The organism is Microbacterium sp. LMI13-1-1.1, assembly GCF_040815625.1.
Taxonomy (GTDB): domain Bacteria; phylum Actinomycetota; class Actinomycetes; order Actinomycetales; family Microbacteriaceae; genus Microbacterium; species Microbacterium forte.
This window is the reverse complement of the sequence record NZ_JBFPNL010000001.1, coordinates 124,920-138,454: the sequence shown is the minus strand read 5'-3', so window position 1 is coordinate 138,454 and position 13,535 is coordinate 124,920. Positions and strand designations below refer to the sequence as shown.

Genomic DNA, 13,535 nt, shown 5'->3' with positions numbered 1-13,535 from the left:
TGGAGCCGAGTCCCAGATCGGAACCCGCGACAGATCCCCGCGAAGGGATTTGTTAGGACAGTAACCTAACAAATCGCTTTCATAGCGACAAGAGGTCAGAACGCTGGTATATAACGTTTCGGCCTCAGGAGTCATCGGGTCACGGAGGTGCACTAACAGTCCCGATGACACTAAGATCGGATCAGGAGGTTAAGGTACTTATGACCCAAAGCGGAGGGATCGACGTCGCCGTGTCGACAGTGATCCTCACTCTTCGGCGCACCGATGACGGTTCGGCGGTGCTGGCGCTGCCTCTCGTGCTGCGTACGCGCGAGCCCTTCGCCGACCAGTGGGCCCTCCCCGGAGGGTGGCTCACCGAGACCGAATCACCCGTCGACGCCGCAGCTCGAACCCTTGCGGAGACCACCGGACTGACCCCGAGCTATCTCGAGCAGCTCTATGCGTTCGGGGCGGTCGACCGCTCCCCCACGCGCGTCGTGTCGATCGTGTACTGGGCGCTGCTCCGCCAGGACGACGTCGACGCGCAGAGCTCGGCACACCGCGCATCGGGTCGCGCCCCCGAGAACGTGCGCTGGTTCGGGCTCGACGAGCTGCCAGCGCTGGCCTTCGACCACGCGAAGATCGTCGAGTACGCCCTGTGGCGGCTGCGGAGCAAAGTCGGCTACAGCCGTGTCGCGCATGGTTTCCTCCCCGCCGAATTCACTCTGGCCGACCTTCGCGAGGCCTACGAGGCGATCCTCGGCAAGAACCTGGATCCCGCCAACTTCCGCCGTCAGGTCGAGTCGGCCGGCAACCTCCTGCCCACAGACCGCTTCCGCACCGGCAACCACCGCCCCGCCCGCCTGTACCGCTACAACACCGATGTCGAGCTCGCCGATCACGGCCCGCTCGGCCCTGAGGAGACGAGCACCCGATGAGCATCACCTTCGTTCCGACACCGGCCGTGCAGCCGTTCGACGCCTCCGTCGACCACGCGATCCAGTCGATCGTGTCGGGCGCTTCGACCGACGCGACGTGCACGACCGACCTCGCCGCCGGCCCCTGGGACTTCGACTCCCGCCCCGGCTACGGCCCAGGGTCGTCGATGGGCGACGTCATCCCGACCGGAGCACCGCGTCAGGGCGAGCTCCCCGCCGCGTACCGGGAGGCGAGCGAAGCCGAGATCGACGAGCGCATCCGCACTGCGAAGGCGGTGCTGGGCGACCGCGCCGTCATTCTCGGGCACTTCTACCAGCGCGAAGAGGTCGTGCGTCACGCCGACTACGTGGGCGACTCCTTCCAGCTCGCGACCGCGGCGAAGGAGCGGCCGGATGCCGACGCGATCGTCTTCTGCGGCGTGCACTTCATGGCCGAGACGGCCGACCTGCTCTCCGGCCCCGACCAGGCCGTGATCCTGCCGAATCTCGCAGCCGGATGCTCGATGGCGGACATGGCGGACATCGACCAGGTCGAGGACTGCTGGGAGCAGCTCGCAGAGGTTCTCGGCGACCTCGACGCGCAGGACGAGGACGGCCGCGTGCCGGTCATCCCCGTCACGTACATGAACTCCTCCGCCGCGATCAAGGGCTTCGTCGGCCGACACGGCGGAATCGTCTGCACCTCGTCGAACGCGCAGACCGTGCTCGAGTGGGCATTCGAGCGCGGGCGGCGGGTGCTGTTCTTCCCCGACCAGCACCTCGGACGCAACACCGCGAAGGCGATGGGCGTGCCTCTCGAGCAGATGCCGATGTGGAACCCTCGCAAGGCTCTCGGCGGCTCCTCCGCATCCGAGCTCGTCGACTCCCGGGTGATCCTCTGGCACGGGTTCTGCTCGGTGCACCGTCGGTTCACCGTCGACCAGATCGACCAGGCGCGGGCCGAGCACCCCGGTGTGCGAGTGATCGTGCACCCGGAGTGCCCCATGGCGGTCGTCGACGCGGCCGACGAGGCGGGCTCGACCGACTACATCCGGAGGGCGATCGCCGCTGCGACCACGCCGACGACCTTCGCGATCGGCACCGAGATCAACCTCGTCCGCCGCCTCGCCGCGCAGTTCCCCCAGCATGAGATCTTCTGCCTCGACCCGGTGGTGTGCCCCTGCTCGACGATGTACCGCATCCACCCCGGGTACCTCGCGTGGGTGCTCGAAGAGCTCGTCGCGGGTCGCACGCCGAACCGGATCACGGTGACGGCTGATGTGGCCGACCCCGCCCGCATCGCTCTCGAGCGGATGCTGGCGGCGAAGCCGCCCGTGGTGACGAGCGCACGATGAACGTCGTCGTCGTCGGCTCGGGGATCGCCGGATTGACCGCGGCGCTGCATGCGCGAGAGGCAGGGCACTCGGTCACCCTCGTGACGAAGGGAGCGATCGGCGACGGCTCCACGGGGTACGCGCAGGGCGGCGTCGCCGGGATCTACGGCACCGGCGACTCTGCGGCGCAGCACGCGGCCGACACGATCGAAGCGGGGGCAGGCCTCTCGGATGAGATCGCCGTCGGGGTTCTCGTGCGCGACGGCGCGGCTCGGATCGCCGAGCTGATCGCCCGAGGCGTCGCATTCGACCGGTCGCCGGACGGCGAGCTCCTGCTCGGACGCGAGGCTGCTCATCGTCACGCCCGAATCGTGCACGCCGGCGGCGATGCCACCGGAGCGGCGATCGCCCAGTCGTTGGTGGCTGCTGTTCGCAGCACCGACGTCACCGTGGTCGAGGGCGCCTTCCTCGCCGACGTGCTCGTCGAAGACGGCATCGCGCGCGGCATCCGCGTGGTGGTCGACGGCGTGGCCTCCGACCTCTCAGCAGATGCGGTGATCCTCGCGACCGGCGGTGCCGGTCACCTCTATGCGCACACCACGAACCCCCTGGGAGCCACCGGCGACGGCATCGCTGCAGCTCTCCGTGTCGGCGCGGCTGTCGCGGACCTCGAGTTCGTCCAGTTCCATCCGACGATCCTGGGCGAAGGCCCCGCCTTCCTCGTCTCCGAAGCCGTCCGCGGCGAGGGCGCGACCCTGATCGACGCGGCCGGTCGTCGGTTCGTCTTCGACAGCCACCCCGACGGGGAACTCGCTCCGCGCGATGTCGTCGCACGCGCGATCGCCCGCCAGGCAGCCTGGCAAGGCTCCCCCGTACGTCTCGACGCGACGATGATCGGAAGACTCCGGCTCGCACATCGGTTCCCGACGATCGATCGGGTGACACGCGAACGCGGTTTCGACTGGGCTTCCGAGCCGATTCCCGTGACACCGGCAGCGCACTACCTCATGGGCGGCATCGTCACCGACCTCGACGGCCGCACATCCATCCGGGGCCTCTTGGCCGTGGGCGAGGTGGCGCGCACGGGCGTGCACGGAGCGAACCGCCTCGCTTCGAACTCCCTGCTCGAGGGTGCCGTCTTCGGCGCTCGCGCGGCAGCGGCACTCGAGGCTCCCTGGCAGCATCCTCCGATGACCGTGCGTGGCGGACAGGCGAACGGCCCGACGCACGGCAATGGCCGCGGCTCAGACGTGGACGATCACGGCACTGCATTCAGTCGGGCAGCACTCCAGCGACTGATGTGGGACCACGTGGGTCTGCTGCGCTCGGAAGACGGTCTCCGGTACGCCCTGATCACGCTGCGTCGCTGGCTCGCCACCGCTCCCGATCCGACCACCGTCGCCGAGCGCGAGGACGCGAACCTGCTCCTGCTCGCCGACGCGACGGCATCCGCAGCTCTCGCTCGCACCGACTCGATCGGTGCGCACTTCCGCGAATCCGTCGCCGCACCTCTCCTGGAGACCGTCTGATGCTCACTCCCGCCCACATCACCCGCGTCGTCGGCGCTGCGCTCGAGGAGGATGCTCCCTGGGGCGACCTCACCAGCACGACTCTGCTGCCCTCGGACGCCACCGCCACCGCCGACCTGGTCGCTCGAGAAGCAGGGATCTTCAGCGGGGGCGAGGTCTTCGCGACTGCGTTCCATCTCACCGATCCGAGCATCTCGGTCGATGTGCACGTGGGCGACGGCGACGCGTTCGCGGCGGGTGACGTGCTCGCCTCGGTGTCGGGACCCGCCCGCGGAATCCTCACCGCCGAGCGCATCGCACTCAACTTCACTCAGCGGATGAGCGGCATCGCGACGGTCACGGCCGCATACGTGCGCGCGATCGAGGGAACGTCGGCACGCATCGCCGACACCCGGAAGACGACCCCGGGGCTCCGCGCCTTCGAACGACATGCCGTGCTCTCGGGAGGCGGACACAACCACCGCCACTCCCTGTCCGACGCGGTGATGGCCAAGGACAACCATCTCGCGGTACTGAAGCGCTCGGGAGTCGACCTCGCCACCGCCCTGCGCGACGCCCTCTCGCGCCTGCCCCACACCACCCACGTGGTCGTCGAGGTCGACCGGCTCGATCAGATCACGGCTGTGCTCGACGGCGGCGCGCACACCGTGCTGCTCGACAACTTCTCGGTCGACGATCTGCGCGCAGGAGTGACTCTGATCGGCGACCGCGCGCAGGTCGAGGCCTCGGGCGGGGTGAATCTCGACACGGTCGGCGGCATCGCGGCGACGGGAGTCGATGTGATCTCGGTCGGCGCATTGACGCACTCGGCCAGGGCGCTCGACCTCGGCCTGGACGTGCGGATCGACTGACGCAGATGCTCTATCTCGACCACGCCGCGACCTCCCCGGTCCGTCCGGAGGTGCTCGACGCGATGCGGCCGTTCCTCGCCGGGGTGTTCGGCAACCCGTCGAGCCATCACACATACGGCGAGGCTGCGGCGAGCGCGCTCGACGAGGCACGCGCACGGGTCGCGCGGGTGCTCGGGATGCGCTCCGGAGATGTGATCTTCACCTCCGGAGGAACAGAATCGAACAACCTCGCGGTGAAGGGAATCGTGCTCGCGGCTCTCGCGCGCGGCCGCGGGCATCTGGTCGTCTCGCCGATCGAGCACGAGTCGATCCTCGAGTCCGCCGACTATCTGCATCGCTTCCATGGGGTCGAGGTGTCGGCCGCTCCGGTCGACGCCCTCGGCAGGATCTCCGCTTCTGCACTGACGGAGACCATGCGTGAGGACACCGCCCTGGTGGCGATCGGACACGCCAACAACGAGATCGGCACGATCCAGGACGTGCCCTCACTCGCCGCGGTGGCCCGTGATGCCGGCGTACCGCTGCACGTCGACGCCGTGCAGTCGGCGGGGTGGCTGTCACTCACCGATCTCGGGGCGGATGCGATAGCGGTGGCCGGGCACAAGCTCGGGACCCCCAAGGGGATCGGAGTGCTCGGCGTGCGCGGGCGCGTCGCTCTCGAACCCCTGATGCACGGTGGCGGGCAGGAACGGGGTCGCCGATCCGGCACCGAGAACGTCGCGGGGGCGGTAGCACTCGCCACGGCGCTGGAGCTCGCCGAAGCGGAGCGCGACGAGGTGAACGCCCGGCTCAGCGCATCCACGGGACGATTCATCGAGGTGGTTCAGTCGCTCGTGTCGCAGGCGTCGCTCACCGGTGATCCGGTGGCACGACTTCCCGCGACGGCGAGCTTCACGTTCACCGGTGTCAGCGGCGAGGCCGTTCTGCTCGAGCTCGAGCGGCGGGGAGTCGTGTCGTCGAGCGGCTCCGCCTGCGCTGCCGGAAGCGACGAGCCTTCGCATGTGCTCCTCGCGTGCGGGGTGTCTCCTGCGGTCGCACAGACCTCGGTGCGCTTCACCTTCGGACGCGAGGCGCTGCCCTCCGATCTGCCCGAGCGACTCGGCGCGCTGGTGGCCGAGTCGGTGAGGGCGGTCGCCCACCCCTGAACGGCGAGAGCTGCGCGTGCGGCCATAGACTCGGCTGGTGACCGCCACCGCCCCGATCGTGACTCTGATCGTCCCCGGCCGCGACATCGGCGCCTTCGCTCTGGCCGCACTCGACTCGCTGCGCGCGCAGTCCGAGACGCGGTGGCGCGCTCTCCTCATCGACGACGGCTCCGTCGACGACACCGGCGAGATCTTCGCCGCAGCCGCCGCGTCGGATCGGCGGTTCCGAAGCCTGCGGCACGAGGCGTCCCGGGGGCTCGGCGCTGCGCGCAACGTGGGCCTCGAGCTGGTCGACACCCCCTTCGTGGGGTTTCTCGACGGCGATGACGAGCTCACCTCGACGGCGCTCGAGCGCCTCCTCGGCACCCTCGCCGAGACCGGCAGCGATTTCGTCGCGGGCGCGTATGTGCGATCGCGCTTCGACGGCGAGAGCTATGTCGCCGGGCGGGTGCAGCCATGGGTGTCGGCGGCGACGTCTCCTGCACGGCTGGGCACCACGATCATGGAGCACCCCCGCGCGAGCGCCAACATCGTCGCGTGGTCAAAGGTCAGCCGCACCGACTTCTGGAGCGACCTGAGGTTTCCCGAAGGCGTGGCGTACGAAGACCAGGTGGTCGCGCAGCTGATGTACACCCGCGCCCGCGCCTTCGATGTCATCCCCGACACCGTCGTGCGGTGGCGTCTGCGGGCCGACGGCACCTCGATCACGCAGAGCCGAGCGCAGCTCCCGGTGCTGCGCGACTACCTCGACGCTCTGCGCGGGGGAATCCGCGTGCTGCACGAGGCGGGCGCCCGCGCCGCCGTCACGGCCCGACTCGAGCTGATCCTCGCAATGGATGTGCCTCCGCTGGTCGAGATCGCGCGCACTCACGCCGATCCCGCGTACTCGGCGGAGATCGACGCGTTCGTCGCCGAGATCGAAGCGCTCCCCGAGCACGCCGACGTCCGCCCCGACCCCGCCCTCACCGCCGCCCTGGCGTGGTGAGGCTCGCCACCAGGAGACCGATGAACCAGTACCTCGCCGACCTCTTCTCGCTCGAGGGCCGCACCGCCGTCGTCACGGGCGGCAGCTCGGGCATCGGACGCGGCATCGCGACCGCACTCGCGAAGGCCGGGGCCGCCACGGTGATCGTCGCGCGCGGCGAAGCCCGGATCGCCGAGACCGTCGCCGAGCTCACGAGCGCCGGATGCCGGGCGGCCGGAGTCGTCGGAGATCTCGGCTCCCGAGAAGGGATCCGCGCCCTCGCCGAGGCCGCCACCGAGCCGTTCGGCGAGCCGGACATCCTCGTGAACTCCGCAGGGATCAACATCCGCCCGCCGTTCGCCGAGATCACCCAGGACGACTGGGATGCGACGATGACCGTCAATGCGCTCGCCCCGTTCCTGCTCGGACAGCGCTACGCCACGGGCATGGCCGAGCGCGGCTTCGGGCGCCTGATCCACATCAGCTCGCAGCAGGCGCATCGTGCCTTCGTCGGCAGCGGCGTCTACGGAGCGTCGAAGGGAGCGGTGGAGTCGCTGATGCGCTCGGAGGCCGAGGCATGGGGCGGCACCGGAGTCACGAGCAACACCCTGGTTCCCGGATTCGTGCTCACTCCGCTCAACGCACGCTTGCAGGAGGATCCGGAGCAGATCGCGGCGCTGGCGGCCCGGACGATGATCGGGCGCAACGGACTGCCCGCCGACTTCGCGGCGGCCTCCGTGTTCCTCGCGGGCGTCGGCTCGAGCTATGTCACCGGGCAGTCGCTGTTCATCGACGGCGGCCTGTCGGTGCACTGACCGCGTCTCACCCTTCGGCCGGGTACACCCGCTCGTCCGCGCGAGGCATATCGAGCAGCGGAACCGGCGCGGTGAGCGCATCGACCGCATCCGCTCCGGCCGAATCCTCCGGCGCCCGGTCCGCTCTGCGGTCGGCCAGAGCGGCACGCATGCCTCCCGTGACCGCCGTCTCGATGACCATCTCCGTGTCGAGCACGCGTGATGCGGCGACCTGCTGCGCGGCGAGCTCGGCATAGAGACCGCCCAGAGCGAGGAGTTCGGCATGCGTTCCCGACTCCACGATCAGACCCGCCTCGACGACGTGGATGACATCTGCGCCCATGATCGTCGAGAGACGGTGCGCGATCGTGAGCGTCGTGCGCCCCTTCGCGGCCTCGTCCAGTGCCTCCTGCACGACCCGCTCCGACACGGTGTCGAGAGCGGAGGTGGCCTCGTCGAGCAGAAGCACTGGCGGATCCTTCAGCAGCACACGCGCGATCGCGATGCGCTGCTTCTCACCGCCCGAGAGACGGTATCCCCGTTCCCCGACCACCGTGTCGTAGCCGTCTTCGAACCCGCTGATGATGTGGTGGATGTTCGCCGCGGTGCAGGCCGCGATCATCTCCTCGTCGGTCGCCTCCGGGCGGGCGTAGAGCAGGTTCTCGCGAATCGTGGCGTGGAACAGGTAGGTCTCCTGAGACACGATGCCGACCTGATCGATGATGGACTCCTGCGTGAGGGTCTTCACGTCCGCGCCCGCGAAGAGCACGGCGCCCCCGTGCGCCTCGTACAGCCGCGGAGCGAGGTACAGCACCGTCGTCTTGCCGGCGCCGGACGGACCGACGAATGCCACGTGCTGTCCTGGTTCGGCGACGAATGACACGCCCTGCAGAGTGGGTCGAGCGTCGGGCGCCGCATCCGGGTAGCGGAAGACGACATCCGCGAACTCGATCCGTCCGCGCGGCCCCGGGGCTTCGGCGACGGTGATCGCATCCGGAGCGTCCTGGATCTCGGGGACGAGGTCGAGGTATTCGAAGATGCGCGCGAACAGCGCGGATGATGTCTGAAGGTCGAGCGACACCCGCATGAGTCCCATCAGCGGCTGCAGAAGACGCGCCTGGACGGTCGTGAAGGCCACGACGGTGCCGGCGGTGATGGCGCCGCTGCCGCCGGCGATGAGGTAGCCCGAGACGAGGTAGATGACGGCGGGCACGCTCGCCATCAGCACCTGGACGACGGCGAAGAAGCCCTGGCCGCTCATCGCTCGCCGCACCTGCAGCGTGACCTGATTGCGATTCTCGGCCTGGTATCGCTGGGACTCCGTGCGCTGGCGGTTGAATGCCTTCGACAGCAGCATCCCCGAGACGCTCAGCGTCTCCTGCGTGATGGAGGTGAGCTCCGAGAGGGACTCCTGCGTCTCTCCCGCGATGCGCGCACGCACCTGGCCCACGCGGCGTTGGACGATGATCAGGAACGGCATCAGCACGACGGCGATCAGGGTGAGACGCCAGTCGATGAGGATCATCGCGACGAGCGACGCGATCACGGTGACGACATTGCCCAGGATGCTGGTGACGGTGTTCGTCAGCACCCCTGAGACGCCCCCGACGTCGTTCTGCAGGCGGGACTGGATCACGCCCGTCTTCGTCCGGGTGAAGAATCCGAGTTCCATCGCCTGCAGGTGCTCGAACAGGCGCACACGGAGGTCGCCGGTGACGCTGTTGCCGACCGTCGAGGTGAGCCAGGTCTGAGCAACACCGAGCACGGCCGAGACGAGGAAGAATCCGACCATCGCCGAGACGAGCCAGATCAACAGCTGCAGCTGCGGACCCCCGCCGTCGACCGGGAAGAGGGCGTCGTCGAAGATGCGCTGGACGATCAGCGGAGGGATCACCGCGATCGCGGCGCCGATGACGACCAGCACGCCGGTCCAGAAGATGCGCCATCGGTAGGGCCGGAAGAGGGCGATCACTCTGGCGCCCAGGCCGCTGATCCGCGGCGCCTCTGCGTTGAGCCGACGCTGCGCGGTCTCATCCACCCCGCGGAATCCACCGCGTCCGCCACCCATGCTCATCTCGCCAGCGTAGTCAGCGAGGTCGACATCGGGACCGATCCGGCGCGGCTGAGCCTCCGCTGAGAGCGGATTCGCCCGGATCCGGAATGGAATGTCCGAAGCTGTGGTTACGCTGAATGTCCAACGCGCACTCGCGCGCCTTCCCTCTTTCTCTCGTGCCCAGGAGGCCGTATGTCTGCCGTCGACACCGGTTCGATCACCACGCCCCCGGCTGCGGCGAGCGGTGAGATCGCTCGCAGCGACATGCGCGTGATCTGGCTGCTTCTCGTCGCCGCGTTCGTCGCCATCCTCAACGAGACGACGATGGGGATCGCGATCCCGCATCTGAACGCCGATCTGGGCATCCCGCCCGAGCTCGGCCAGTGGCTGACGAGCGCGTTCATGCTGACCATGGCCGTCGTGATCCCGACCACCGGGTTCATCCTGCAGCGCTTCACGACCCGCCAGGTCTTCATCGCGGCGATGGTCTCGTTCTCGCTCGGCACGCTGGTCGCCCTCGTGGCGCCCGGCTTCGGCGTCCTGCTCGTGGGTCGAGTCATCCAGGCCGCCGGCACCGGAATCATGATGCCGCTGCTCATGACCACGATCATGAACGTGGTCCCTCCGCAGTCGCGCGGTCGCATGATGGGCCGGGTCGGCCTCGTCATCTCGCTCGCTCCCGCGATCGGCCCGACGCTCGCCGGCGCGGTCCTCGAGACGCTCCACTGGCGCGCGCTGTTCGCGATCATCCTGCCGATCGCCCTCATCTCGCTCTTCATCGGGGTCAAGTGGATGACGAACCTCGGAGAGACGCGCAAGGTTCCCCTCGACGTGCTCTCCATCCCGCTCGCGGCACTCGGCTTCGGCGGCATCGTCTTCGGTCTCAGCCAGTTCGGCGGCGAGGGCGGATCCGGCGAGACCAGCGGCGTGATCGCACTCGTCGTGGGTGCCGTCGCCCTCGCGCTGTTCGTCTGGCGTCAGCTGGTGCTGCAGCGCATCGATGACGCTCTGCTCGATCTGCGGGTGTTCCGCTCCGTCAACTTCACGTTCGCTGTCATCATCATGGCGATCCTCGCGCTGTCGATGTTCGGCACGCTGACGCTGCTCCCGCAGTACCTGCAGAACGTCGCCGGACTCAACGCTCTCGAAGCAGGTCTCATCCTGCTTCCCGGCTCCGTGCTGATGGGTCTGCTCGGCCCCGTCATGGGCCGCGTGTACGACGCTCGTGGAACGCGCCCGCTGCTGATCCCCGGAACGATCCTCGTGTCGGCAGCGCTGTTCTACTACTCGACCGTCGGAGAGCACACCGTGTGGTGGGTGCTGATCATCGTGCAGGCCGCGATGTCGATCGGGCTCGCGATGTCCTTCACGCCCCTGTTCTCCGCATCGCTCGGATCACTGCCGCGCTCGCTGTACTCGCACGGCTCCGCGGTGCTGAACACTCTCCAGCAGGTCGGCGGGGCCGCCGGCGTCGCCGTCCTCACCGTCACCTATTCCGCCATCCTGCACGCAGGAGAGGCCGAGGGACTGGAGACGGCCGCGGCTGGAGCACCTGGCGCTCGGATGGCGTTCCTCATCGCCGCGATCATCTCGCTCGCCGCCGTCGCGCTGAGCGCGTTCGTCCGCAAGCCCGCAGACGATGTGGCCGACGCGATGCATGGCGGGCACTGACCGTCGCCGCTGCGGCGGCGTCTGATCGCTACTGCGTCTTCGGCGCAGGGAAGTGGCAGACGCCGCCGCTGCAGTACCCGGCGGCGTCGTCATCGAGAAGGTTCGGAGTTCCGGTCAGCGGCTGAAGCACGGTCGGTGCGTCCTGCTCTGCGGAGTCCTGTGTCTTGGCCATCATTCGATCGTACGCCCGTGGCGACGAGATGGCGCGAAACGGCCCTCCTTCGCCCGACGACAGTGGCTCACCAGGAGTTCTGCCCTACGGTTGAAGAGTGCTCAAACGACTCCTCGCCCGCCTCTTCTGGGCAGTCAGCCGCTGGACCCTCACGGCCGAGGCAACGCCTGTGCGACCCACCATCCTGATCGGTGCGCCGCACACGTCGAACTGGGACTTCGTCCTCATGCTGGCGATCGCGTGGCGGCTCGACATCGAGGTGCATTGGCTCGGCAAGAACAGTCTGTTCCGGGGGTGGCGGGGGCCGATCATGCGGAGCATCGGCGGCATCCCAGTCGATCGAGCCGACCCGGCACGAGTGGTCAACGACGTCGTCGCGCAGGTGCATTCCGGCAGCGTCTTCGGTCTCGTCATCACGCCCGACGGCACTCGCGGGGGCAACGAGTACTGGAAGTCCGGCTTCTACCGCATCGCAAGTGAGACCGGGATGCCGGTGACGCTCGGATTCGTCGACCGCACCACGATGACCACCGGTCTCGGGCCCACCCTCGAGCTGACGGGGGACGTCGCCGCCGACATGGACAGGATCCGCGCGTTCTACGCCGACAAGGCAGGTCTGCGTCCGGAACGCCGAACCACACCCCGACTGCGCGAGGAGCAGGCCGCCGAAGACAGCTGAGTGCGTCGAGTCAGTCGGAATCCTCGTCGGCGATCTCCGAGCGCGTCTCGGAGCGGGCGTATTCGAGGTCCTCGTCCGAGAGGGTCTCCTTCATACCGACCACCGCACCCGTGATCGTCCGGATCTCCTCTCGAGTCCGTTCGTTCAGCTGCGGCGCCGACTCGCCGAGCACGTCGACCCGCGCCTCGAGCGACAGCGCTGACCACCATTCCCGGATCGGGGGAAGCGTCATCATGGTCTCCTTCTCGGTCGACACACAAGTGGCTGGACAGGATCCGAGGCCTCCCGCGAGACTGGCCGGATGGAACCCGATGACCACCCCACGCGCTCCGCGGAGCTCGACGACCGCCGTGACGGGCGCGATGAGACGCGCAACGAGCGAGCAGACCGCAACTGGGAGGAGCTGCTGCAAGAACTGCGCGTGATGCAGACGGGCACCCAGATCCTCACGGGGTTCCTGCTCGCCGTGGCATTCACTCCTCGATTCGAGGACATGGACGAGTTCCAGCGAGACGTGTACGTGGTGCTGGTGGGGCTCGCCGCGGTGGCCACGATTCTGGCGCTGGCACCGGTGGGGATGCATCGAGCGCTGTTCGGCCGCCGCCGCAAGCCCGAACTCGTGCGGGTTGCCGCTCGCATCGTGAAGATCGATCTCGTGGCGATCGCCGCGCTCACGATCGGCGTCACGACCCTCATCATCGATTTCACCGTCGACCGCTCCGCGGGGCTCATCGCGCTCGTGTCCTCATGCGTGGCTGTGCTCCTCCTGTGGCTCGTCCTCCCCCGCCTCGTGCGGCGCGAGGCCGAGCGAGGCGGGGAAGGCGACGAGACCTGACACGAGGTTCCCCGCAGAGGTCAGCGGCCGGCCGGGGTGCGGTTCTCGGCGCTGACCATCCATGCGAACTGCTCGAGGCTCTCGAGCACCGCGTGCAGGATGTCGGCGGATGTGGGGTCTTCTTCGTCGACCGCGTCGTGCACGTCGCGGATCGTTCCGACGACGGCATCCAGACGCGCGGTCACGAGATCGATGGTGTCGGTCGTCGAGACCTCGCCCATCGGGAACGCAGGAAGCGACGTCGACTCGGCGATCGTGTCGGTGCGCCCGTCGGGCACGGCGTGCAGCGCGCGCATGCGCTCCGCGACCGTGTCGCTGAACGTGCGCGCGGCGTCGATGATCTCATCGAGCTGTCGGTGCGTGTCCCGGAAGTTGCGGCCGACGACGTTCCAGTGCGCCTGCTTGCCCTGCAGCGAGAGCTCGATCAGGTCGACGAGCACGAGCTGCAGATTGGCGGCGAGCGTCGTGGATGCCGTGAATCCCTTCTCGGCGTTCTGTCGTCTGGTCGTCTTCGCTCCGCGCTTGGATGCGGTGCCGGTCTTGGACGCGGTCTTCTCAGCCATGGAGTCCTCCTGGGGTTGGGAACTGCGAGGCTAGCTCCGCGGCGCGCCC

General features: G+C 68.6%; 14 protein-coding genes. 10 read left to right on the top strand and 4 right to left on the bottom strand.

The window, feature by feature from the left end; translation table 11 throughout:
- Nucleotides 1–200 precede the first annotated feature (200 nt).
- The 7 genes from MRBLMI13_RS00675 to MRBLMI13_RS00645 are packed head-to-tail and all read left to right on the top strand — an operon-like array spanning nucleotide 201 to nucleotide 7,534.
- Nucleotides 201–917, top strand: coding sequence for an NUDIX hydrolase (locus tag MRBLMI13_RS00675; protein ID WP_042542020.1), 717 nt, complete (start codon nucleotides 201–203; stop codon nucleotides 915–917).
- Complete coding sequence (nadA, locus tag MRBLMI13_RS00670; RefSeq protein ID WP_367821153.1) at nucleotides 914–2,251, top strand: quinolinate synthase NadA; 1,338 nt, start codon at nucleotides 914–916, stop codon at nucleotides 2,249–2,251. The genes MRBLMI13_RS00675 and nadA overlap by 4 nt, the downstream gene beginning before the upstream one ends.
- Nucleotides 2,248–3,759, top strand: a complete 1,512-nt coding sequence (gene nadB / locus MRBLMI13_RS00665; protein WP_367821155.1) for an L-aspartate oxidase — start codon at nucleotides 2,248–2,250, stop codon at nucleotides 3,757–3,759. Before nadA ends, nadB begins: the two co-directional genes overlap by 4 nt.
- Nucleotides 3,759–4,610 carry a carboxylating nicotinate-nucleotide diphosphorylase gene (gene nadC, locus MRBLMI13_RS00660; protein ID WP_367821157.1) on the top strand — a complete coding sequence of 284 codons (852 nt, stop codon included), beginning with the start codon at nucleotides 3,759–3,761 and terminating at the stop codon, nucleotides 4,608–4,610. The genes nadB and nadC overlap by 1 nt, the downstream gene beginning before the upstream one ends.
- A 5-nt stretch (nucleotides 4,611–4,615) precedes the next feature.
- Complete coding sequence (locus MRBLMI13_RS00655; protein WP_367821159.1) at nucleotides 4,616–5,755, top strand: cysteine desulfurase family protein; 1,140 nt, start codon at nucleotides 4,616–4,618, stop codon at nucleotides 5,753–5,755.
- A 37-nt stretch (nucleotides 5,756–5,792) separates the two neighbouring features.
- Nucleotides 5,793–6,740, top strand: a complete 948-nt coding sequence (locus tag MRBLMI13_RS00650) for a glycosyltransferase family 2 protein (RefSeq protein WP_367821161.1) — start codon at nucleotides 5,793–5,795, stop codon at nucleotides 6,738–6,740.
- Nucleotides 6,741–6,760: 20 nt separating this feature from the next.
- On the top strand, nucleotides 6,761–7,534 hold the full coding sequence (locus MRBLMI13_RS00645; protein ID WP_367821163.1) for an SDR family NAD(P)-dependent oxidoreductase: 774 nt from the start codon (nucleotides 6,761–6,763) through the stop codon (nucleotides 7,532–7,534).
- Between the two features lie 7 nt (nucleotides 7,535–7,541).
- Here MRBLMI13_RS00645 and MRBLMI13_RS00640 read toward each other — a convergent pair whose 3' ends face one another.
- A complete protein-coding gene (locus MRBLMI13_RS00640; RefSeq protein ID WP_079112518.1) occupies nucleotides 7,542–9,587 on the bottom strand; it encodes an ABC transporter ATP-binding protein in 2,046 nt (681 codons plus the stop codon).
- A gap of 171 nt (nucleotides 9,588–9,758) precedes the next feature.
- On the opposite strand from MRBLMI13_RS00640, the gene MRBLMI13_RS00635 reads away from it, so the two are divergent.
- Nucleotides 9,759–11,237: an MDR family MFS transporter gene (locus MRBLMI13_RS00635; protein WP_367821166.1), complete on the top strand. Its 1,479-nt coding sequence runs from the start codon at nucleotides 9,759–9,761 to the stop codon at nucleotides 11,235–11,237.
- A 28-nt stretch (nucleotides 11,238–11,265) separates the two neighbouring features.
- Here MRBLMI13_RS00635 and MRBLMI13_RS00630 read toward each other — a convergent pair whose 3' ends face one another.
- Nucleotides 11,266–11,409 (bottom strand): hypothetical protein, encoded by a 144-nt coding sequence (locus MRBLMI13_RS00630; protein ID WP_164481686.1) that lies wholly within the window; start codon nucleotides 11,407–11,409, stop codon nucleotides 11,266–11,268.
- 97 nt (nucleotides 11,410–11,506) lie between these two features.
- On the opposite strand from MRBLMI13_RS00630, the gene MRBLMI13_RS00625 reads away from it, so the two are divergent.
- Nucleotides 11,507–12,088: a 1-acyl-sn-glycerol-3-phosphate acyltransferase gene (locus tag MRBLMI13_RS00625; RefSeq protein ID WP_367821168.1), complete on the top strand. Its 582-nt coding sequence runs from the start codon at nucleotides 11,507–11,509 to the stop codon at nucleotides 12,086–12,088.
- A gap of 10 nt (nucleotides 12,089–12,098) precedes the next feature.
- On the opposite strand, the gene MRBLMI13_RS00620 is transcribed toward MRBLMI13_RS00625, so the two are convergent.
- A complete protein-coding gene (locus MRBLMI13_RS00620) occupies nucleotides 12,099–12,320 on the bottom strand; it encodes a hypothetical protein (protein WP_309687087.1) in 222 nt (73 codons plus the stop codon).
- A gap of 69 nt (nucleotides 12,321–12,389) precedes the next feature.
- Between MRBLMI13_RS00620 and MRBLMI13_RS00615 the strand changes: the two genes are divergently transcribed.
- Nucleotides 12,390–12,923 (top strand): DUF6328 family protein, encoded by a 534-nt coding sequence (locus MRBLMI13_RS00615; RefSeq protein ID WP_079112515.1) that lies wholly within the window; start codon nucleotides 12,390–12,392, stop codon nucleotides 12,921–12,923.
- A gap of 20 nt (nucleotides 12,924–12,943) precedes the next feature.
- On the opposite strand, the gene MRBLMI13_RS00610 is transcribed toward MRBLMI13_RS00615, so the two are convergent.
- Nucleotides 12,944–13,486, bottom strand: a complete 543-nt coding sequence (locus MRBLMI13_RS00610) for a Dps family protein (RefSeq protein WP_042542032.1) — start codon at nucleotides 13,484–13,486, stop codon at nucleotides 12,944–12,946.
- Nucleotides 13,487–13,535 lie beyond the last annotated feature (49 nt).